Origin of the sequence: Pelagovum pacificum (genome assembly GCF_016134045.1) — a bacterium.
In the GTDB taxonomy this organism is placed as follows: domain Bacteria; phylum Pseudomonadota; class Alphaproteobacteria; order Rhodobacterales; family Rhodobacteraceae; genus Oceanicola; species Oceanicola pacificus_A.
Map to the genome: position 1 here is coordinate 25,393 of NZ_CP065915.1, position 19,490 is coordinate 44,882.

Sequence of the window (19,490 nt, forward strand, 5' to 3'; positions counted from 1 at the left end):
GATTATGCTACATTTCAAGGCACCATGAACACACGCCCGGAAACTCCGACCCTCGACAAGGTCCATCTGCCCGCCGACCTGCGCCGCCTGTCCGACGCCGATCTGCATCGGGTCGCGGACGAACTGCGGGCCGAGACGATCTCTGCCGTAAGCGAGACGGGCGGTCACCTCGGTGCCGGCCTTGGCGTGGTCGAACTCACGGTCGGCATCCACGCGGTGTTCGACACGCCCCGGGACAAGCTGATCTGGGACGTGAGCCACCAGTCCTATCCGCACAAGATCCTGACCGGTCGTCGCGACCGTATCCGCACCCTGCGCCAGAAGGACGGGCTCTCGGGGTTCTGCAAGCGGTCCGAGTCGGAATACGATCCGTTCGGGGCCGCGCACTCCTCGACCTCGATCTCCGCGGGCCTCGGCTTTGCCACGGCACGGGACCTCGGCGGTGATCCGGGCGACGCAATCGCCGTGATCGGTGACGGGGCGCTGTCGGCCGGGATGGCCTACGAGGCGATGAACAACGCCGGCCACATGGGCAAGCGGCTCATCATCATCCTCAACGACAACGAGATGTCCATCGCCCCGCCGGTCGGGGCCATGTCATCCTACCTGTCGCGCCTCTATGCCGGCGCGCCCTTCCAGGAATTGAAGGCCGCAGCCAAGGGCGCGGTCAGCTTCCTGCCGCCGCCGTTCCAGGAGGGCGCGAAGCGGGCGAAGGACATGCTCAAGCACCTCGCCGTCGGTGGCACGCTGTTCGAAGAACTGGGGATTTCCTACCTCGGCCCGATCGACGGCCATGACCTCGACCAGGTGCTTGCCGTGCTGCGCACCGTGAAGGCGCGCGCCGACGGGCCGATCGTGATCCACGCGATCACGAAGAAGGGTAAGGGCTACGCCCCGGCCGAGGGTGCCGCCGACAAGGGGCACGGGGTCGGCAAATTCGACGTGGTGACCGGGGAGCAGAAGAAGGCGAAAAGCAATGCGCCATCCTATACCTCGGTCTTCGCAAAGGCCCTGACCGCCGAAGCGGAGAAGGACAGCAAGATCGTCGCCGTCACCGCCGCGATGCCGGACGGCACCGGCCTGAAGAGCTTCATGGACCGGTTCGCCTCGCGCTGTTTCGACGTCGGCATCGCCGAGCAGCACGCCGTGACCTTTGCCGCCGGCCTCGCCGCCGGTGGGATGAAGCCGTTCGCGGCGATCTACTCGACCTTCCTGCAGCGCGGCTACGATCAGATCGTGCATGACGTCGCGATCCAGCGGCTTCCGGTGCGCTTCGCAATCGACCGCGCCGGTCTGGTCGGGGCCGACGGTGCGACGCACGCGGGCGCGTTCGACGTGGCATTCCTGTCCAATCTGCCCGGGTTCACCGTGATGGCCGCCGCGGACGAGGCGGAGCTGGTGCGCATGGTTGCCACCGCCGCCGCGCACGACGAGGGCCCGATCGCCTTCCGCTTTCCGCGCGGTGAGGGGGTCGGGGTCGAGATGCCGGTCGACGCGAAACCGCTGGAAATCGGCAAGGGCCGCATCGTGCGAGAGGGGAGCCGCGTTGCGCTGCTGTCCTTCGGCACCCGCCTTCAGGAAGCCGAAGTCGCCTGCGAGAAGCTCGCGCAGCGTGGGATCACCCCGACGCTGGCCGATGCGCGCTTCGCCAAACCGCTCGACCGGGAGATGATCCTGTCACTGGCCCGCGACCACGAGGCGCTCATCACGCTGGAAGAGGGCGCGGTCGGCGGCTTCGGCAGCCACGTGGCGCAGCTTCTGGCGGACGAAGGCGTGTTCGACCGGGGGCTCGCCTACCGCTCCATGGTGCTGCCTGACATCTTCATCGACCAGGCCAGCCCGCGCGACATGTATGACGTCGCGGGCCTGAACGCCGAGCAGATCGAGGCGAAGGTGCTCGCGGCGCTGGGTGTGGAAATGATGTCGAAGCGGGCGTGACACGGAAGGTGCGGACGATGGGTGCGCATCTGGCGCGCACCCTACGGTAGTCGCTTCTCGATCGCTTCCAGACGGGACAGGACCTCGTCCCGGTAGGTGTCGGTGCGCAGGTTGTCCTCTTCGGAATGGGCGTCCTGCATCGAGTTCACGATCAGGCCGACCAGCAGGTTCACCACCGCGAAGGTCGTCAGCAGGATGAACGGCACGAAGAATGCCCAGGCGTGGGGGTAAACCTCCATCACAGGGCGCACGATGCCCATCGACCAGCTCTCCAGCGTCATTACCTGGAACAGCGAATAGGCCGACTTGCCAAGCGAGCCGAACCACTCGGGGAAGGCCGCGCCGAACAATTTCGTCGCCATGACCGCGCCGATGTAGAAGATGATCCCCATCAGCAGGAAGACGCTGCCCATGCCCGGCAGGGCGGTCACGAAGCCCTCGACCACGCGCCGCAGGCGCGGTGCGGTGGACATGACCCGCAACACCCGCAGGATGCGCAGGGCCCGCAGCACCGAAAGGCCCTGTGTCGCCGGGATCAGCGAGATGCCGACGATCACGAAGTCGAAGATGTTCCAGCCGTCCCGGAAGAAGCGTCCGCCGTGCGCATAGAGCTTCGCCGCGATTTCCAGCGTGAAGATGGCGAGGCAGATCCGGTCCAGCGTCAGGATCAACGGACCCGCGACCTCCATCGCCTCGGACGAGGTTTCGATCCCGAGGATGACGGCGTTGAAAAGAATGACCCACAGGATGGCAGTCCGTACCTTCGGCTGGTCGAGAAAGGCGGCCAGTCGCGCGCGTGATGTCATGGGGGTCCCCTGCTGTGTTTCCCGTTATCTGGAGAGGTCAGTGCTCGGCTTCAAGGAGGGCGCGCAGACCAGTCCGGTAGTCGGGGTAGAGCAGCGACACGCCGAGCTCGCGCTTGATGCGGTCGTTTCGCACCTTCTTGCTTTCTGCGTAGAAGGAGCGCGCCATCGGCGTCATGTCCGCCGTCTCGAACGGTTCTTCGGGCGGCAGGGGCATCCCGAGCAGCTCTGCCGCGTAGGCGATCACGTCCTGCGGTGGGGCCGGGTCGTCATCGCAGACGTTGTAGGCCGCGCCGGGGTTGGGCTGGGCGATGGAGGCCGCGACGGTGCGGGCGATATCCTCGACATGGATGCGGGAGAAGACCTGTCCCGGCTTCACGATCCGGCGCGCCGTGCCTTTCCTCACCTTTGAAAAGGGTCCGCGCCCCGGCCCATAGATGCCGGCAAGCCGGAAGAAGTGCACTGGCAGCCCGGTGTCGCGCCACTGTGTCTCCGCCAGAACCCGCAGGCGCCCCCGGCGGGTCGAAGGGGTCAGGGGCGTCTCCTCGTCGATCCAATTGCCGCCGTGGTCGCCGTAGACGCCGGTCGTCGACAGGTATCCGACCCAGTCGAACCGGTAGGGCGACAGGTCATGGTCCCTGAGCAGCGGATCGCCGTTCTCGTCCGGCGCGGCCGACAACAGGAGGTGACTGGCCTCTGCCAGATAGGACGACAGGTCAGTGCCGGGCCAGATCAGCGGCGTCACGCCCTCGGCTTCGAGGCGCGCAGCTTTCTCTTCCGAGCGGGTCGTTCCGACGATGTGCCAACCCTCCGGGATCAGGAGGCGGGCGAGAGCGGATGCGGAATAGCCGTGGCCGATGGAGAGCAGAGTTCGTGTCATCCCGGTCGAGATGGCGCGGAACCCCGCGCCTGGCAAGGTGTCGTTCCGGAAGCCGCGCTGCGCAATGGCATGTTTCCGGGTCAGAGCATCGCGAGCGTGCGGTCGCAGCGGTCACCGTCGTAGAACGCCTCCAGCACCTCGCCGAAGACCTCCGGCGTGCCGGGAAGCGCGTCGAACAGGGTCATCGAGCTCCGCAGCTTCAGCGCGTCGACCTGTCCGAAGATCGTCGCGGCCGGTGTTCCCTCATGCGGCAGGATCACGGTCGCCATTTCGACCAGTCGCGGACCGAGCATCGGATGGGCGAAATAATCGACTGCCTCGTCCCGGTCCTCGATTCCGTAGAATCGACCGGTTTCCGATCGGCCGAGGCCGCGGAGTTGCGGATAGATGAACCACATCCAGTGGCTGCGCTTCCGTCCAGCGATGATTTCCGCCCGCGCGGTCTCATACGTGTCCTGTTGCGCGGAGAGAAAGCGGGAGAGGCCGGGCATGGTCACACCGACAGCAGGCAAAGCAACGCGCGCTCTGCCTGCCTTAGCTCTGCCCGCTCGGGCAGTTTTCGGGACAGGCGCAGCCGCTCCTTGTCCTCGGCCTCGGCCAGCGCGATCACCTCGGGGTGGATGTAGCTGTTGCGGGCGATGGTCGGCGTGTTGTGCAGCCGCTCGGCCGCCGCCTCCGACATGGCCCGGATCGTCAGTGGACCTTCCTTGAGCGCGACGATCAGGGCCGCTTCCGAACCGGCCCATGTCCGGAAGGTCTTGGCGGTGAAGCCCTCCGTCCCGGTGATCTCCGCCAGCCGCGCGTTGACGGCCTCGGAACTCACTTCGTGCGCCGTACCGTCAGGGCCGACCCAGCTCGCCAGCGTGGCGCCGGGCAGATCGTGCAGTTTGCCGAGCACTTTCATCAGCCGCGCGTCGCGAAGACGGCGATCGACAAGCTGCCCGCCCTTCGCACGGTACTTCAGGTGCAAGGTGCCATCGTCGAGCTCGATATGACGGTTCTTCAGCGTGGTCGCACCGTAGGTCTTGTTCTCCCGCGCCGAGTCGGGCGCGCCGATCCGGAGCGACAGCCGGTCGATCATCGCGATGACGGCGGCGATCGCGTAGTCCCGGTCCCCCACTTCGCCAGCGAGGTCGGTGCGAACGCGTCGCCGGATCGCAGGCAGCGCCTCTCCGAACGCCGCGAGGCTTTCGAACTTCGTCGCCTCCCGCCATGCCCGCCAGTCGGGATGATAGCGGTATTGCTTGCGCGACCGCGCGTCGAGGCCGGTGGCTTGCAGGTGCCCATTGGCGCGCGGCGAAATCCAGACACGCTCGTACGCCGGCGGCACGGCAAGCGCCTTGATCCGGTTGCGCTCCGCCTCCTGATCGATGCGGGTGCCGTCCGGCGCGATGTAGGTGAAGCCCCGGCCTTTACGATGGCGACGAATGCCGGGACGATCATCAGGGTAGTAGATGAGGGCGGGACGCGGTGTCATGGTGAGCCGCAAACCCCCGAAGCGGGGCGGGGGTTCCCGCCGCTGTCTTGTCCCTGTCGTCAATCTGGGGGAGAAATACCGAACCGATTTGATTGAGAGCCGCATGCACACCGACCAATCCCTGCCAGTCCTGTCCCCCGACGTTCCGCCCGCCGAAGGTTTCACCGACGCCGAGGCCGCCGTCGCGCGACTGGAAGAGCTCTACCGGGCCTCGGTCGATTTCCTGTGCGAGGCGTTCAACCGAACGATGAAGGACGGCAAGCCCGACCGGCGCTACCGCGCCTTCTATCCCGAGGTGCGGTTCGTCTCGTCGAGCTACGTGTCCGTCGACAGCCGCCTGTCCTTCGGCCACGTCAGCCAGCCCGGCGTCTACGCGGCAACGATCACGCGGCCCGACCTGTTCGCGAGCTACCTGAAGCAGCAGATCGACCTGCTGATCCAGAACCACGAGGCCGCGGTCACGATCGGCGTGTCGACCACGCCGATGCCCGTTCACTTCGCCGTGTCGAACGATTCCAGCATTTCCGTCCCGCAGGAAGGTGCGGCGGATTTTACGCTGCGCGACGTCTTCGACGTGCCGGACCTGAACACCACCAACGACGACATCGTCAACGGCACCGGCTTCACCTACGACGACGGGGCGCACCCGCTTGCCCCGTTCACCGCGCAACGCGTGGACTATTCGCTCGCCCGGCTGAGCCACTACACTGCAACCGACGCGAGCCACTTCCAGAACCACGTCCTGTTCACAAACTACCAGTTCTACGTCGAGGAGTTCGAAGCCTTCGCCCGTGCCGCGCTTGCTGATCCGTCGCTCGGCTACACGTCCTTCGTGTCGACCGGCAACGTGGAGATCACGGACCCCGACACCGAGATCCCGATCCCGGCGAAGATGCCGCAGATGCCGTCCTACCACCTCAAGCGCGAGAACGGCATGGGGATCACGCTGGTCAATATCGGCGTCGGACCTTCGAACGCAAAGACCGCGACCGACCACATCGCCGTGCTGCGCCCGCATGCGTGGCTGATGGTCGGGCACTGCGCCGGCCTGCGCAATTCGCAGCGGCTCGGCGATTTCGTCCTCGCCCACGCCTACCTGCGCGAGGACAAGGTGCTGGACGACGACCTTCCCGTCTGGGTGCCGATCCCGCCGCTCGCCGAGATCCAGGTCGCGCTCGAAACCGCGGTCGCCGCCGTGACCGAGTACGAGGGCTACGACCTCAAGCGCATCATGCGGACCGGCACCGTCGCCAGCCTCGACAACCGGAACTGGGAACTGCGCGACCAGTCCGGCCCGGTGCAGCGTCTCAGCCAGTCCCGCGCCATCGCGCTCGACATGGAAAGCGCGACGATCGCCGCGAACGGTTTCCGCTTCCGGGTGCCCTACGGCACGCTGCTGTGCGTTTCCGACAAGCCCCTGCACGGCGAGCTGAAGCTGCCCGGCATGGCGTCCGATTTCTACAAGACACAGGTCGCGCGGCACCTGATGATCGGCATCCGGGCGATGGAAATCCTGCGGGATATGCCGCTTGCGCGGATTCACAGCCGGAAACTGCGATCCTTCGAAGAGACGGCGTTCCTCTGAAATCCGGCGTCGTTGGGCGGAATAACGCGTATCTTGCGTCTCTTCTCGGCCACAGAACGCCGGATCAAGGGCTGAAAACGCAAGTTTTCTTGGAAAAAACGCTTTGGCGACGTTGTGTGCGCCCACTACATGCCGTTAGATACCGCCACCGAGGCCCAATTTATCGGGCAGTGTAGGAGACAAGAACATGGCGAAACCCATGACCAAGACCCAACTCGTCGCCGCTCTGGCCGAAGAGATGGGCAGCGACAAGAAAACCGCGACCGCCGCGCTTGATGCCGTGACCGGCGTCATCACCAAGGAAGTGTCCGGCGGCGGTGCCGTCACGCTCCCCGGCGTTGGCAAGATCTACTGCCGCGAGCGCCCCGAGCGCATGGTCCGCAACCCGGCCACCGGCGAGCAGATCAAGAAAGACGCGGACAAGGTCGTCAAGATGACCATCGCGAAGGCCCTGAAGGACAGCGTCAACAGCTGAGCCTCGAGGCAGAGAATTTTCGGGAAAGGGTCGCCTTGGGCGGCCCTTTTTCGTTTGGGCTGCTTGCACGCAGGACCACCCTCTCCCCCTCACCCAACCCACTTCCCCTCACCCAACCCTCTCCCCCGAGGGGAGAGGGCTTCGGTTGTGCCCGATTGCCAGGCGATCGCTCCCCTGGGGGAGGGCTTCGGTTGTACTCCATCGCCAATCCATCGCGCCCCAACCCTCTCCCCATGGGGGAGAGGACAGGGTGAGGGGACGCCCCCACCCGACACCCCAGAACCAAATTCCCCTCTCGCCTCTTTCCTTTTCGAGCCGGCTCCGTCAGAGCCGACCTGCAAGACGAAGAGGTGTGAAGATGGACAGGCGCGCGGTCGCGATGGGAATTTTGTTCGCGTTGATGTGGGCCTCTGCCTTCACCTCGGCGCGGATCATCGTGCAGGCGGCCCCGCCGCTGACGGCGCTGGCGCTGCGCTTCCTGATCTCCGGCCTCGTCGGCGTGATCTGGGCAAAGGCGATCGGCCAGAGCTGGCACCTCACCCGCAAGCAGTGGATCGCCGTCGCGGTCTTCGGCATCTGCCAGAACGCGCTCTACCTCGGCATGAACTTCGTTGCGATGCAGACGGTCGAGGCCTCGCTCGCCTCCATCATCGCCTCGGCGATGCCGCTTTGCGTCGCGCTGGCCGGCTGGGCGCTCTTCGGCCAGAAGCTTCCGATGCAGGGCCTGCTGGGCTTGATCGCAGGTGTGGCCGGGGTCGTCCTCATCATGGGCACGCGGCTGTCGGGCGGGGCTGACCTGACCGGCGTGATCTTCTGTCTCATCGGGCTTGCGTCGCTTTCCACCGCGACGCTGTCCGTGCAGGGGGCCTCTTCGGGCGGCAATTACCTGATGATCGTCGGGCTGCAGATGCTGATCGGCTCTGCTGCGCTCTGGGTTCCGGCTATCGCGCTCGAGACCTTCAGCGTCGATCTGACATGGCAGGTCGCGGTCGCTTTCCTCTACACCACGCTGGTTCCCGGCCTTGCGGCGACGCTGGTCTGGGTGATGCTGGTCAACCGGATCGGCACCGTGCGGGCCTCCGTGTTCCACTTCCTGTCGCCCTTCTTCGGCGTCGCCATCGCAGCCGTCGTGCTGGGTGAGGCGATCGGCGCCTCGGACCTCGTCGGCGTGGCGATCATCGCGGCCGGCATCCTCGCCGTGCAGCTGGCACGGCAGAAAGGCTGACGCCGGCCGCCATGGCTCAGGCGGCGCGTGCCTGCGTGTCGCGCGCGACGACGTTCTGCATCGATGCCCGCGCGGTGACCCGCGCCACCCAGTCCCGGAAGGCGGGGATTTCGGGCACTTCGTCAGGGAAGTAGGTGTAGGGCGAGACCACCAGGAGGTCGGCCACCGTGAAGCCCTGCTTCAGCAGATATGGACGTCCGTCCGACAGGGTGTCGGCGATCCGGGCGTTCATCTCCTCGACACCGCGAAAGCCGGCCTGGAAGATCGGCCCGTCGACCTTCGCGGCGTGAACCATGAGGACCGGCTCCATCACGTCGCCATACCATGCCAGCCAAGTCAGGAAGGCGCCGCGTTCCGCCGAACCCGGCGCCGCGATGGCGGGCGCATCGGGAAACACCTCGCTGAGGTAGGACAGGATCGCTGGCCGCTCGGTGACGATCTGGCCGTCGTGGTCGAGCGCGGGCACCTTGCCGTCGGGGTGGGGGTTCGCCGGGTCGCGGCCGCCGGAGCCGTCCTGTCGCCGGATATCGACGATCCGGATTTGGACCCGGTCGAGCAGGTCCATCTCTTCAACGGCCGCCACGATGGCGGACGAGCGGGAAAACGGGGCGTGGTAGAGCGTGATCATCTTGACCTCCATTCGATCTCTGGGGTCACTATGCACCGACACCCCTGACAATTTCCGACAGGACCGAGATGGCCCGAAGCGATCGCCTGTTCCGCCTCATGCACTTGCTTCGCAGCCTGCCGCCACCGGTGACGGCGGAACGGCTGGCGCGGGAAACCGGGGTCTCGGTCCGCTCGCTCTATCGCGACATCGACACGCTTCGCGCCTCGGGCGCGCGGATCGAAGGCGAATCGGGCTACGGCTACACGCTCGCCGAAGACCCGGCGCTGCCGCCGCAGGCCTTCACCCGGCTGGAGCTCGAAGCGGTGTTGATGGGACTGCAGGAAGTCCGCCAATCCGGCGATACAGAGCTTGGCGCTGCCGCGGAAACGGCGATGGCAAAACTTGTCGCCCGCCTGCCCGACCGTCAGCAAATGGAGGCGCATCACGCGGTGCAGCATCTCTGGCGCAGCGGACGCCGCGACATTCCCGCACAACCGACCGCCGTGCTGCGGCAGGCCTGCTGGGACGAAGTGGCGGTGGACCTCGAATATTCCGACAAGCAGGGGCGGGTCACGCAGCGGCGCATCTACCCGATGACCCTGGTCTACATGGATGAAGTGTTGAACGTCGTCGGCTGGTGCTGCCTGCGGCAGGATTATCGCGAGTTCCGCACCGACCGCATTCTCAGCGCCGAACGAACCGACGAAAGCTTCCGCCCCCGCCGCGTCGCCATGCTGCGCGAATTCGTGGAGCGTGTCACCGCGGCGCGGGCGGCACAGCGGTGAGCCGCTGCGCGGCTCGCCGGTTTCCGGAACGCTTTGCGGCGTGAGCCAGCCTGTCGACCGTGGACCTTTTGAGCGGGTCGCCCAGCCTCCGGCGGGAATATTTGCAGGCCCGAAGAAGATCAGAACTTTCTCAACCTATCGGACGTAGGACCATCGCCACGGTACAGGCGGGAACGCCGATGACCGTGCCCGAAGAAGGCCCCCGGTACGGCGCATGGCGACCCACTGCCGGGGGCTGGACCTGAACTTATTCGGGCCGGAAATATTCTCGGGCGTGAATTGCGGCAGCAAGAGGGGCTGAAAGCACCCTGCACGTGGATCATGGGCGCCGCAGGCGCGCTTTTGAATCAGCGCCCGGCTGTCAGCTCGGCCCGATCTTGCCCCGGATGCCGCCGGTCTGCCCCCGGTCGAGCAGAATGTGGTCGAGGATGACGGCCGCGACCATCGCTTCCCCAACCGGCACGGCGCGGATGCCCACGCAGGGATCGTGGCGACCCTTGGTGACGACCTCGATCGGCGTGCCGTCCTTGCGGATCGACTGGCGCGGCGACAGGATCGAGGACGTCGGCTTCACCGCAAAGCGCAGCACGATATCCTGACCCGTCGAGATGCCGCCGAGGATGCCGCCGGCGTGGTTGGTGCTATATTCCGGGCCGTTCTCGCCCATGGTGATCTCGTCGGCGTTCTCGCGTCCGGTGAGCGCGGCAGCGGCCATGCCCTCACCAATCTCGACGCCTTTCACCGCGTTGATCGACATCGCCGCCGCGGCGAGATCCGTGTCGAGCTTGCCATAGACCGGTGCGCCGAGGCCGGCGGGCGCACCGCGAACCACCACTTCGATCATCGCACCGACGGAGTTGTGGTCCTTGCGCCGCAGGTGGTCGAGGAAGTCGGCCCACTCGCCGACGACACCGGCGTCGGGACACCAGAAATCGTTGTTCTCGATCTCCGCGCGGTCGAACCGGTTCCGGTCAATGACCTTCGGGCCCATCTGGACCATGTAGCCAAAGATCTCAACCTCGGGCGCGAGCTGCTTCAGCGCCTGCCGCGCCACGCCGCCGGCCGCGACGCGTGCTGCCGTTTCGCGGGCGGAGGACCGGCCGCCGCCGCGATAATCGCGGATGCCGTATTTCTGCCAGTAGGTGATGTCGGCGTGGCCGGGGCGGAACGTCTCGGCGATCTCGCCGTAATCCTTGGACCGCTGGTCGGTATTGCGGATCATCAGCTGAATCGGGGTGCCGGTGGTGCGACCCTCGAACACGCCGGAGAGGATCTCCACCGAGTCCGGTTCCTGCCGCTGCGTGGTGTGCTTGGACCGGCCCGGTCGGCGTCGGTCGAGCCAGAACTGGATATCCGTCTCGGAAAGTGGCACGTTCGGCGGGCAGCCGTCGACCGTTGCCCCGAGGGCGGGCCCATGGCTTTCTCCCCATGTGGTCACGCGGAAGAGGTGTCCGTAGCTGTTCAGGCTCATGAGCCGGCGCTCCATCTGTCTTCGGTTGGCGCGTAGCCGAAGTGCAGCCGCGAGGCAAATCGGAAACGCTTTCCGGCGAGTTGCCGAAGACCGTTGACAGGCCGGTCGTCATTGATTGACCTGTCAGTCAATATTCGCGGACCCGGCTTTCTGCGCCTCGGGCCGGGCCGTTCACCCTCGTGCGAGGTCGCAGGGAGACGATATGAATGACAAGATAAAACAGGAGAAGTTGTGGATATTCCCGAAGGTCCACAAACCGGTATTCGGGATCTCGGCCCTTCTCATCGTGGCCTTCATCATCTTCGGCGCCGTGTTCAACGATGCCGCGAACGCACTTTTCGGCGGTCTTCAGGGCTTTCTCGCGGGCAAGTTCGGCTGGCTGCTGATCATCGAGGTGAACGTGCTGCTGGCCTTCGTGATCTTCCTCGCCCTTGGTCCTTTCGGGGACGTAAGGCTTGGCAAGATGGACGAGGACCCGGAGTACGATCTCTTCAGCTGGACCTCCATGCTGTTCAGCGCAGGCATCGGTATCGGCCTCATCTACTGGGGCGTCGCGGAGCCGATGTATCACTACTTCGCCGCCCCCCTTCAGGAGCCGGAAACGGTCGCCGCCGCGCAGGAGGCGATGTCGATCTCCTTCATGCACTGGGGCTTCCACGCCTGGGCGATCTATGCCGTCGTGGCCCTGGCGCTCGCCTACTTCCACTTCCGCAAGGGCCTGCCCCTGTCGATCCGCTCGGCGCTCTATCCGCTGATCGGTGAGAAGATCTACGGCTTCTGGGGTGACCTGGTTGATATCGTCGCCGTCTTCGGCACGATGTTCGGGATCGTCACCTCCCTCGGCCTCGGCGCGATGCAGGTGAACTCCGGTCTCGAGGTTGTCTTCGGCGTTCCGGTCAACACCGGCGTTCAGATCCTCATCATCGCGGGCATCACCGCCATGGCGACCATGTCGGTCGTCGCGGGTCTCGACGGCGGGATCAAGCGGCTGTCGAACATCAACGTCATCCTGTCGATGGTTTTCCTTGCTTTCATGGTGATCGTCGGCCCGACGCTGTTCATCTTCGACACCTTCGTCGACAATTACGGCAACTACCTGAAGGACCTGATCCGTCTCGGCACCTGGAATGAGGGCTGGGTCGGCGGCAACGATGCCGGTAACTGGCAGAACGCCTGGACCATTTTCTACTGGGCCTGGTGGGTCAGCTGGGCGCCCTTCGTCGGCGTGTTCATCGCGCGGATCAGCCGGGGCCGCACGGTCCGGGAGTTCATGTTCGGCGTGATGCTTCTGCCCTGCACGATCATGTTCTTCTGGTTCACCGCTTTCGGCGGCACCGCGATCGACATCTCGCTCGGCGGGGACCCGACGCTGGTGGAGGCCACGCAGGAGAACTACGCCAACACGATGTTCGCCCTGCTTGAGTACTTCCCGTTCTCGGGCCTGACATCGCTGTTCGCGACCGTGCTGGTCATCATGTGGTTCGTGACCTCCTCGGACTCCGGCAGCTTCGTCATCGACATGCTGACCGCGGGCGGGGACCCCGATCCGCCGAAGATCCAGCGGATCTTCTGGGCTGTCACCGAGGGTGCGGTGGCGTCCGTGCTGTTGGTCGCAGGGGGGCTGAACGCGCTCCAGGCGGCGGCCGTGGTGGCGGGCTTCCCGTTCGCCGTCGTGCTGGCGCTGATCGCGATCGGCCTTTGGAAGGCACTGCGCTGGGACAGCCTCATGGTCCACCGGCACCGTCAGCGGTTCCGCAACGACAGCGAGGCCGACCACAACATGCCCAACGACCTGCCCGGCGTGCTTGGCGCGCAGCCCGAGGTGGCGAACAAGCCCTCGCGCGGCGGAGAGCAGTCTCCGGCAGAATAAGACAGGCGCCGGGACGGGGTATCTCCCTCGTCCCGGCGCAGGCCAGGACTGCGGACCGTGCCATTCCTGCCCGAATATCAGGCGTTCGCCCTCGCATGCGCCATAGCGGTTTTGCGATTATGTAACCTCGTGCCATCCTGAAGTCCCTCAACAGTGGAGTCAGGCCGATGGCTGATATTGCGAGCAAGGGAGGCGGCGGCGCCTCGCTGACGACCAAGATCATGGTCGGGATGGGAGCGGGCGTCGTGCTCGGTGTCATCCTCAACCAGATCGGATCGGAGTGGATCGACACCTACATCGTGGAAGGCCTCTTCTGGATGGTCGGCACGATGTTCGTGAACGCGCTGAAGATGCTCGTCGTGCCGCTCGTCTTCTTCTCGCTCCTGTGCGGTGTGACCGGTATCGGCGACATCCGGGTGCTTGGCCGGGTCGGGTCGCGGTCCTTCGGGCTTTATCTGCTGACCACGGCGATCGCCATCGCGGTGGCCATCACGCTGGCGCTCATCATCGGGCCGGGCAAGGGCTTCGACATGACCGGCGTCGACACGTCCGGTGTCAGCGCGGCCGAGGCGCCGTCCGTCTGGCAGGTCTTCGCAGGTATCGTGCCGACCAATCCGATCGCCGCCTTCGCCAACGGCGAGATGCTGCAGGTGATCTTCTACACCTGCGTTCTCGGCATCGCGGTGCTGATGATGGGGGACCGGTCGGAGCCTTTCGTCGCGGCCTGCGAATACATGAACGAGGTGATGATGAAGATCGTCGCCATCGTGATGATGTTCGCGCCCTACGGTGTCTTCGCGCTCATCTCTCGCACCTTCGCGGAACAGGGGATCGAGCTGTTCGTGCCCGTGATCCTCTACGTGGTGACACTCGTCGGGGCGCTGCTGCTCCACCTGTTCGGGACGCTGTCGCTGCTGCTGAGGACGCTGGCGGGCCTGAACCCGATCACGTTCATGCGGAAAATGCGCCCGGCGCAGATCTTCGCCTTCTCCACGGCGTCGTCCAACGCGACGATCCCGGTCACCTACCGCAGCGTGACGGAACGGATCGGCGTCGACGGGTCGGTTGCGTCCTTCACCGTTCCGTTCGGCGCGACGATCAACATGGACGGCACCGCGATCATGCAGGGCGTGGCGACGGTGTTCCTCGCCAATGTCTACGGCATCGACCTCGGCATCGCGGGCTACCTGACGGTCATCGGTATGGCAGTGCTCGCCTCCATCGGCACGGCGGGTGTGCCGGGCGTCGGCCTCGTCATGCTGACGATGGTGCTCACCCAGGTCGGCTTGCCGATCGAAGGTGTCGCGATCATCCTCGGCGTCGATCGTCTGATGGACATGATCCGCACAGCGGTGAACATCACCGGCGACGCGGTCGTCTCGACCATCGTGGCGAAGGGAGAGGGCAAGCTCGACATGGCCGTCTTCGACAACCCGGACGCCGGGGTGATCTACGACGGCGCCATCGGCGTCGACCCGGAGGCCGAGGCGCGCCTTGCCCGTGTGGCGCACAAGCCGGCCGAGTGACGCTCGTCCATGGCATCGCCGGCCATGCGTCGGCGATGTCGTGGCGCGACCGACGCGGCTGCCACTTGAAGGTCTGCTGCGGGCGCTCTAGGTCTCTGCCTACCTCGGGGGGCCCGGTAAACCGGGCTGAGATTGCGCGTGCGACGCGCTGACCCGTTGAACCTGAACCGGCTCGCACCGGCGGAGGGAAGGTAACGGGCAAAGTCCTTCACGCCTTTTTTCCGTCCGGCGATTGGAGGATTTGATGCTGAGAGCGACCACCATCGCGGGACTGACGTTTGCTGCCACGACAGCAGGCGCGGAAACCCTGACCATCTACGCTTACGATTCGTTTGTCCCCGACTACGGGCCCGGCCCCGCCGTGGCAGAGGTCTTCGAGGAGCAATGCGGCTGCGAGGTCGAGTATGTCGCCGCCGGCGACGGCGCGGCGCTTCTGTCCCGGGTCCGGCTCGAGGGCGCGCGCAGCGGCGCCGACATCGTGCTCGGCCTCGACAGCAACCTAGTCGCGCAGGCGCGGGAAACCGGCCTCTTCGCGCCCCATGGCGTCGATGCAGAGTTCGATCTGCCCGTGACATGGGACGACGATACCTTTCTGCCGTTCGACTGGGGCTACTTCGCCTTCGTCGGCAATGAGGGGACCGAGGCGCCGTCCAGCCTGCAGGAGCTTGCCGACAGCGACCTGCAGATCGCCATTCAGGACCCCCGGTCCTCGACACCCGGCCTTGGCCTCGTCCTCTGGGTCGAGCAGGCTTATGGCGAGGAGGCCGGCGCGCTCTGGTCCGACCTCGCCGACAACGTGCTGACCGTGACCCCCGGTTGGTCCGAGGCCTACGGCCTGTTCCTTGATGGAGAAGTCGACGCGGTGCTGTCCTACACCACTTCGCCTGCCTACCACTCGATCGCGGAAGAGGATGACAGCAAGGTCGCCTGGGCCTTCGACGAAGGGCACTACGTTCAGATCGAAGTCGCGGCGGTCCTCGAGAGCTCCGACCAGCCCGAACTGGCCCGCGAGTTCATGGCCTTCATCGCCTCCGACGGCTTCCAGTCCGTAATCCCGACGACGAACTGGATGTACCCGGTGATCGAACCGGAAGGCGGCCTGCCCGACGGTTTCGAGGCGCTCGCCCAGCCCGAAAGCGCGCTGCTCTACCCGCCGGAAGAGGCACAGGCGGTGCGTGAGGCAGCCATCGACACGTGGCGCGGGGCGCTCGCGCAATGAGCCTGACGCGGCCCGGTCTCTGGGCCGCCGGACTTCTTCTGCTCCTGACGCTCGGCACCGTGGGTGCCGTCGCGTGGCGGGCGGAGTGGTCCGGCGCTTTCGGCCCGGCGGACTGGGCCGCGATCCGCTTCACGTTGCTGCAGGCGCTGGCCTCGGCCGCGTTGTCGGTGCTGTTGGCGGTCCCGGTCGCCCGCGCCCTGTCGCGGCGGCGTTTTCTGGGCCGCAGCGTGCTGGTCACACTGCTTGGCGCGCCCTTCATCCTGCCGGTCGTCGTCGCGGTGATGGGCCTGCTCGCGGTGTTCGGACGACGCGGACTGGTGAGCGACGGGCTGGCCCTCATCGGGCTGCCTCCGCTCGACATCTACGGCTACGAGGGCGTCGTCCTTGCCCATGTTTTCTTCAACCTGCCGCTTGCCACACGGATGCTGCTGCAGGGCTGGCTGTCGATCCCGTCCGAACGGTTCCGTCTTGCCGCGTCGCTCGGCGCGCCGGTGGGGCGACTGCTTGAATGGCCGATGATCCGGTCGGTCGCGCCGGGGGCGTTCCTCGTGATCTTCCTGATCTGCCTGTCGAGTTTCGCTGTCGCGCTGATCCTCGGCGGTGGTCCCCGCGCGACGACGGTCGAGCTCGCCATCTATCAGGCGGTGCGCTTCGATTTCGATCTCGAGCGGGCGGCGCTGTTGGCTTTGGTGCAGTTCGCAATCTGTGCGGCGGTCGCGGCGGTCGCTTTCGCGGTGACGGTGCCCGACGGGCTCGGCTCCGGCCTCGACCGGACGGTGAAACGCTGGGACGGGAGCCGCTGGGCCGACGCGTTCTGGATCGCGCTCGCCGCGCTGTTCTTGTTGTTGCCGCTGGGCGTGATCGTTGCCGGCGGGATCGCCGGACTGCCGGACCTGCCTGGCAGCCTCTTCGCCGCCTCGGTTCGGTCGGTGTGCGTCGCGCTCGCCTCTACCGTCATCGCGCTGGTGCTGTCGCTGGCCCTCGCCCTGCGGAAAGGGCCGGTCTCGTCCCTCGCCGGGGTGCTCCCGCTCGCTGCGTCGCCGCTGGTCGTGGGGACCGGCCTGCTCATCGTGATTTACCCGCTCGCCTCGCCCGCCAGTGCGGCACTTGCGATCACGGCGCTCGTCAACGCGCTGATGGCCGTTCCCTTCGCCGTACGCATCGTGACGCCCGCTGTCCGGCAGGCGGAGGCCTCCTACGGGCGCCTTGCGGATGCGATGGGGCTCACTGGCTGGGCGCGCCTGCGCATCGTTCTGCTGCCACGCCTGAGACGCCCGCTCGGCTTTGCCGGGGGGATCGCGGCTGCGTTGTCGATGGGCGACCTCGGCGTGATCGCCTTGTTTGCAGGGCCCGGTGAGGAAACGCTGCCCCTCGCGATGTATAGACTTATGGGCGCGTTCAGGACCGACGCCGCCGCCGGTGCGGGGTTGGTCCTGTTCGCGCTGAGCCTCACGTTGTTCTGGGCCTTCGACAGGGGAGGGCGCGTCGATGCTGACGCTTGAAGATATCACCGTGACGCTCGGGGACTTCACGCTCCGCGCAGACACCAGTGTGCCGCAAGGTATCACCGCCGTGATCGGCCCCTCCGGCGGCGGCAAGTCGACCTTGCTGTCGGCGATCGGCGGCTTCGCCGAGGTCGAGGGGCGGATCTATGTCGATGGTCAGGATATTACCGGGCGACAGCCAGCCGAGAGGCCCGTCGCGACCCTGTTTCAGGACCACAACCTGTTCCCGCACCTCACCGTCGCGCAGAACGTCGGGCTTGGCCTCGTGTCGAAGCTGACCCTGCCGACGGGTGTGCGTGAGGAGGTGGACGAAGTGCTGCGCCGCGTCGGCCTGTCGGGGATGGGCGACCGGAAGCCCGGTGCGCTGTCGGGTGGCCAGCAAAGCCGGGCCGCACTGGCCCGCGCGCTCGTGCAGGACAAGCCGGTGGTGCTGTTGGACGAACCCTTTGCCGCGCTCGGGCCGGCCCTCAAGGCGGAAATGCTGGACCTCGCGCGGTACGTGCTTGCCGCGCCCGGCAGAACACTGCTGATGGTGACCCACGATCCCGGCGATGCGGAGCGCGTTGCGGAGCATGTGTTGCTCGTCATGGACGGCGCGGTTTCCGGTCCCCATGATCGCGCGGCGCTGATGGCCGATCCGCCGGAGGCGCTGCGCACCTATCTCGGAGGGTTTGAATGAGGGCGTTCCTGTTGTTGCCGATGCTCGCCGGTTGCGCGTCTACGGCCGAGCCGGAGCCGCCGGCCTATGCCGTGCCGGCCCCCCTGTCGGCAATGTCGCTGGAGACGGACTGCGTCGCCGCGGTTGCGGACGCGACCGACAACTCGCAAAGGGCGCTGCATGTCACGGCGATCACGCCGCTCGAAACCGGAGTGGAGGTCATCGTGGAAGCGCCCGCGGAGGTGTGGGTCTGTCGGACAGGTGGCGGCCGGGAGCCGGAGTTGAGCCGGCGCTGAGAGGACCGGGGCGCAGGTCGGTGGAACCAGTCGAATTCGAGGCATCTCGTCAGTAATTCAGTGGATCAAATCGACCGAAAACAATCTTTTCTCAATACCTTCTCACCCAAAATTTTCGTCGAAAATTTTTGGACTGGCCCGAATGAAAACTGGCCCGGATGAAAACTGGTCGGGATGAGGAGCGGGCGTGTGCGATCCTCAATGACCACGAACAAAGAATCGCCTTGTCCCGCAATCATTTCGCCGCGCTAAGACATCGGCGGCTGCACCATTCGATGCAGCCGCCAGTCCGTCGGTCAATCCTACGGTTCAATCCGCAAGAAAGCCCAACAGCGCACCGTTGAAGGCGTCCGCGTGGCTCGTGTTGCAGCCATGCGGTGCGCCGGGCAGGACGACCAGCCGGCTTCCGGCGATCGCCTCGTGTGTCCGTTGCCCGGCCCCCTCGAGCGGCACGATCCCGTCGGAATCGCCGTGCAGGATCAGCGTCGGCACGGTCACTTTCTTGAGGTCCTCGCGGAAATCCGTTGTCCCGAATGCCTCCATGCAGCCGAGCGCAGCTGTCTGGTCGGACTGCCGGCACAGGGCTATGGCCTTCTTCCGTTCGTCCTCGGACACTTGCAGCGTGTCACCGGCAGAGAAGAAGTTCTTGGTGAACCCATCGAAGAAGACCTCGCGACTGTCGCGCAGCCCACGCTCCATCTTCTCGGCGGTTTCGCTGTCGAGCGGTCCGTTCGGATTGTCGTCCGACTTCATCATGAACGGCGGTACGGCCGCAGCGAACACGATGGAATGCAGCCGATCCTCGCCGTGGTTGGCGACGTAGCGGGCAACCTCACCACCGCCCATCGAGAAGCCGACCAGGGTAACGTCACTCAGGTCCTTCTCTTCCAGCAGGTGCGCGAGGTCGGCGGCAAGCGTGTCGTAATCGTATCCGCTGTCGGGCTTCTCGGACTGGCCGAAGCCGCGACGATCATAGGTGATGACGCGGAAGCCGGCTTCGACGAGGTCGGGCACCTGCTTCTCCCATGCCGCACCGGAGAGCGGCCAGCCGTGGATCAGCACGATCGGACGACCGGAGCCGCCGGTATCTTCGACGTGGAGGCGAACGGGGGTGTGGGACGTATCCATCATGGGCTCTCTCTCCAGAGTTTCATGTCTGGCCGTTGA

General features: G+C 65.9%; 18 protein-coding genes and 1 riboswitch. Of the genes, 11 read left to right on the top strand and 7 right to left on the bottom strand.

The genetic code is table 11. The features are described 5' to 3' along the window. The first annotated feature begins 24 nt into the window (after positions 1-24). The gene (gene dxs, locus I8N54_RS00135; RefSeq protein ID WP_140194597.1) at positions 25-1,938 is read left to right on the top strand and encodes a 1-deoxy-D-xylulose-5-phosphate synthase; all 1,914 of its coding nucleotides are present in this window, start codon (positions 25-27) and stop codon (positions 1,936-1,938) included. 41 nt (positions 1,939-1,979) lie between these two features. Here the strand turns inward: dxs and I8N54_RS00140 are convergent, their stop codons facing one another. The 4 genes from I8N54_RS00140 to I8N54_RS00155 all read right to left on the bottom strand — a co-directional run bounded on the left by I8N54_RS00140 (position 1,980) and on the right by I8N54_RS00155 (position 5,098). Further along, complete coding sequence (locus I8N54_RS00140; protein WP_140194595.1) at positions 1,980-2,744, bottom strand: ion transporter; 765 nt, start codon at positions 2,742-2,744, stop codon at positions 1,980-1,982. A 37-nt stretch (positions 2,745-2,781) separates the two neighbouring features. Continuing rightward, positions 2,782-3,621, bottom strand: coding sequence for an SDR family oxidoreductase (locus I8N54_RS00145; protein ID WP_140194593.1), 840 nt, complete (start codon positions 3,619-3,621; stop codon positions 2,782-2,784). A gap of 80 nt (positions 3,622-3,701) precedes the next feature. Next, complete coding sequence (locus I8N54_RS00150) at positions 3,702-4,112, bottom strand: DUF1810 domain-containing protein (protein WP_140194590.1); 411 nt, start codon at positions 4,110-4,112, stop codon at positions 3,702-3,704. Between the two features lie 2 nt (positions 4,113-4,114). Further along, positions 4,115-5,098, bottom strand: a complete 984-nt coding sequence (locus I8N54_RS00155) for a DNA topoisomerase IB (RefSeq protein WP_140194588.1) — start codon at positions 5,096-5,098, stop codon at positions 4,115-4,117. Between the two features lie 103 nt (positions 5,099-5,201). On the opposite strand from I8N54_RS00155, the gene I8N54_RS00160 reads away from it, so the two are divergent. The 3 genes from I8N54_RS00160 to I8N54_RS00170 all read left to right on the top strand — a co-directional run bounded on the left by I8N54_RS00160 (position 5,202) and on the right by I8N54_RS00170 (position 8,383). Continuing rightward, positions 5,202-6,683, top strand: a complete 1,482-nt coding sequence (locus I8N54_RS00160; RefSeq protein ID WP_140194587.1) for an AMP nucleosidase — start codon at positions 5,202-5,204, stop codon at positions 6,681-6,683. A gap of 187 nt (positions 6,684-6,870) precedes the next feature. Then, the gene (locus I8N54_RS00165; protein WP_140194585.1) at positions 6,871-7,158 is read left to right on the top strand and encodes an HU family DNA-binding protein; all 288 of its coding nucleotides are present in this window, start codon (positions 6,871-6,873) and stop codon (positions 7,156-7,158) included. A 358-nt stretch (positions 7,159-7,516) separates the two neighbouring features. Further along, the gene (locus tag I8N54_RS00170; RefSeq protein WP_140194583.1) at positions 7,517-8,383 is read left to right on the top strand and encodes a DMT family transporter; all 867 of its coding nucleotides are present in this window, start codon (positions 7,517-7,519) and stop codon (positions 8,381-8,383) included. A 16-nt stretch (positions 8,384-8,399) separates the two neighbouring features. Here the strand turns inward: I8N54_RS00170 and I8N54_RS00175 are convergent, their stop codons facing one another. Beyond that, positions 8,400-9,011: a glutathione S-transferase family protein gene (locus I8N54_RS00175; RefSeq protein ID WP_140195706.1), complete on the bottom strand. Its 612-nt coding sequence runs from the start codon at positions 9,009-9,011 to the stop codon at positions 8,400-8,402. A gap of 68 nt (positions 9,012-9,079) precedes the next feature. Here I8N54_RS00175 and I8N54_RS00180 point away from each other — a divergent pair, with 68 nt between their 5' ends. Beyond that, positions 9,080-9,778 carry a helix-turn-helix transcriptional regulator gene (locus I8N54_RS00180; RefSeq protein ID WP_140194581.1) on the top strand — a complete coding sequence of 233 codons (699 nt, stop codon included), beginning with the start codon at positions 9,080-9,082 and terminating at the stop codon, positions 9,776-9,778. A gap of 361 nt (positions 9,779-10,139) precedes the next feature. On the opposite strand, the gene aroC is transcribed toward I8N54_RS00180, so the two are convergent. Beyond that, positions 10,140-11,249 (bottom strand): chorismate synthase, encoded by a 1,110-nt coding sequence (aroC, locus tag I8N54_RS00185; RefSeq protein WP_140194578.1) that lies wholly within the window; start codon positions 11,247-11,249, stop codon positions 10,140-10,142. 202 nt (positions 11,250-11,451) lie between these two features. Between aroC and I8N54_RS00190 the strand changes: the two genes are divergently transcribed. From I8N54_RS00190 to I8N54_RS00215, 6 genes are all read left to right on the top strand, one after another. Then, positions 11,452-13,119 carry a BCCT family transporter gene (locus I8N54_RS00190; protein ID WP_140194576.1) on the top strand — a complete coding sequence of 556 codons (1,668 nt, stop codon included), beginning with the start codon at positions 11,452-11,454 and terminating at the stop codon, positions 13,117-13,119. A 167-nt stretch (positions 13,120-13,286) separates the two neighbouring features. Further along, positions 13,287-14,645, top strand: coding sequence for a dicarboxylate/amino acid:cation symporter (locus I8N54_RS00195; protein WP_140194574.1), 1,359 nt, complete (start codon positions 13,287-13,289; stop codon positions 14,643-14,645). A gap of 95 nt (positions 14,646-14,740) precedes the next feature. After that, positions 14,741-14,851, top strand: a riboswitch (TPP riboswitch). Positions 14,852-14,889: 38 nt separating this feature from the next. Then, positions 14,890-15,864 (top strand): thiamine ABC transporter substrate binding subunit, encoded by a 975-nt coding sequence (thiB, locus tag I8N54_RS00200; RefSeq protein ID WP_197097561.1) that lies wholly within the window; start codon positions 14,890-14,892, stop codon positions 15,862-15,864. Continuing rightward, a complete protein-coding gene (locus tag I8N54_RS00205; protein ID WP_140194572.1) occupies positions 15,861-17,366 on the top strand; it encodes an ABC transporter permease family protein in 1,506 nt (501 codons plus the stop codon). Before thiB ends, I8N54_RS00205 begins: the two co-directional genes overlap by 4 nt. Continuing rightward, entirely contained in the window at positions 17,353-18,048 is a 696-nt protein-coding gene (locus I8N54_RS00210; RefSeq protein WP_140194570.1) for a thiamine ABC transporter ATP-binding protein, read from the top strand. Before I8N54_RS00205 ends, I8N54_RS00210 begins: the two co-directional genes overlap by 14 nt. Beyond that, positions 18,045-18,323 carry a hypothetical protein gene (locus I8N54_RS00215; protein WP_140194568.1) on the top strand — a complete coding sequence of 93 codons (279 nt, stop codon included), beginning with the start codon at positions 18,045-18,047 and terminating at the stop codon, positions 18,321-18,323. The genes I8N54_RS00210 and I8N54_RS00215 overlap by 4 nt, the downstream gene beginning before the upstream one ends. 309 nt (positions 18,324-18,632) lie before the next feature. Here the strand turns inward: I8N54_RS00215 and I8N54_RS00220 are convergent, their stop codons facing one another. Continuing rightward, the gene (locus I8N54_RS00220) at positions 18,633-19,454 is read right to left on the bottom strand and encodes an alpha/beta fold hydrolase (protein WP_197097560.1); all 822 of its coding nucleotides are present in this window, start codon (positions 19,452-19,454) and stop codon (positions 18,633-18,635) included. Positions 19,455-19,490: the final 36 nt, after the last annotated feature.

What these genes read in the sequence shown, in the direction of transcription:
- I8N54_RS00150 (WP_140194590.1), bottom strand. Translation starts at nt 4,112, where the DNA reads ATGCCCGGCCTCTCCCGCTTTCTCTCCGCGCAACAGGACACGTATGAG.
- I8N54_RS00170 (WP_140194583.1), top strand. Translation starts at nt 7,517, where the DNA reads ATGGACAGGCGCGCGGTCGCGATGGGAATTTTGTTCGCGTTGATGTGG.
- I8N54_RS00155 (WP_140194588.1), bottom strand. Translation starts at nt 5,098, where the DNA reads ATGACACCGCGTCCCGCCCTCATCTACTACCCTGATGATCGTCCCGGC.
- I8N54_RS00160 (WP_140194587.1), top strand. Translation starts at nt 5,202, where the DNA reads ATGCACACCGACCAATCCCTGCCAGTCCTGTCCCCCGACGTTCCGCCC.
- I8N54_RS00175 (WP_140195706.1), bottom strand. Translation starts at nt 9,011, where the DNA reads ATGATCACGCTCTACCACGCCCCGTTTTCCCGCTCGTCCGCCATCGTG.
- I8N54_RS00205 (WP_140194572.1), top strand. Translation starts at nt 15,861, where the DNA reads ATGAGCCTGACGCGGCCCGGTCTCTGGGCCGCCGGACTTCTTCTGCTC.
- I8N54_RS00180 (WP_140194581.1), top strand. Translation starts at nt 9,080, where the DNA reads ATGGCCCGAAGCGATCGCCTGTTCCGCCTCATGCACTTGCTTCGCAGC.
- I8N54_RS00165 (WP_140194585.1), top strand. Translation starts at nt 6,871, where the DNA reads ATGGCGAAACCCATGACCAAGACCCAACTCGTCGCCGCTCTGGCCGAA.
- I8N54_RS00215 (WP_140194568.1), top strand. Translation starts at nt 18,045, where the DNA reads ATGAGGGCGTTCCTGTTGTTGCCGATGCTCGCCGGTTGCGCGTCTACG.
- dxs (WP_140194597.1), top strand. Translation starts at nt 25, where the DNA reads ATGAACACACGCCCGGAAACTCCGACCCTCGACAAGGTCCATCTGCCC.
- I8N54_RS00210 (WP_140194570.1), top strand. Translation starts at nt 17,353, where the DNA reads ATGCTGACGCTTGAAGATATCACCGTGACGCTCGGGGACTTCACGCTC.
- thiB (WP_197097561.1), top strand. Translation starts at nt 14,890, where the DNA reads ATGCTGAGAGCGACCACCATCGCGGGACTGACGTTTGCTGCCACGACA.
- I8N54_RS00145 (WP_140194593.1), bottom strand. Translation starts at nt 3,621, where the DNA reads ATGACACGAACTCTGCTCTCCATCGGCCACGGCTATTCCGCATCCGCT.
- aroC (WP_140194578.1), bottom strand. Translation starts at nt 11,249, where the DNA reads ATGAGCCTGAACAGCTACGGACACCTCTTCCGCGTGACCACATGGGGA.
- I8N54_RS00195 (WP_140194574.1), top strand. Translation starts at nt 13,287, where the DNA reads ATGGCTGATATTGCGAGCAAGGGAGGCGGCGGCGCCTCGCTGACGACC.
- I8N54_RS00140 (WP_140194595.1), bottom strand. Translation starts at nt 2,744, where the DNA reads ATGACATCACGCGCGCGACTGGCCGCCTTTCTCGACCAGCCGAAGGTA.
- I8N54_RS00220 (WP_197097560.1), bottom strand. Translation starts at nt 19,454, where the DNA reads ATGATGGATACGTCCCACACCCCCGTTCGCCTCCACGTCGAAGATACC.
- I8N54_RS00190 (WP_140194576.1), top strand. Translation starts at nt 11,452, where the DNA reads ATGAATGACAAGATAAAACAGGAGAAGTTGTGGATATTCCCGAAGGTC.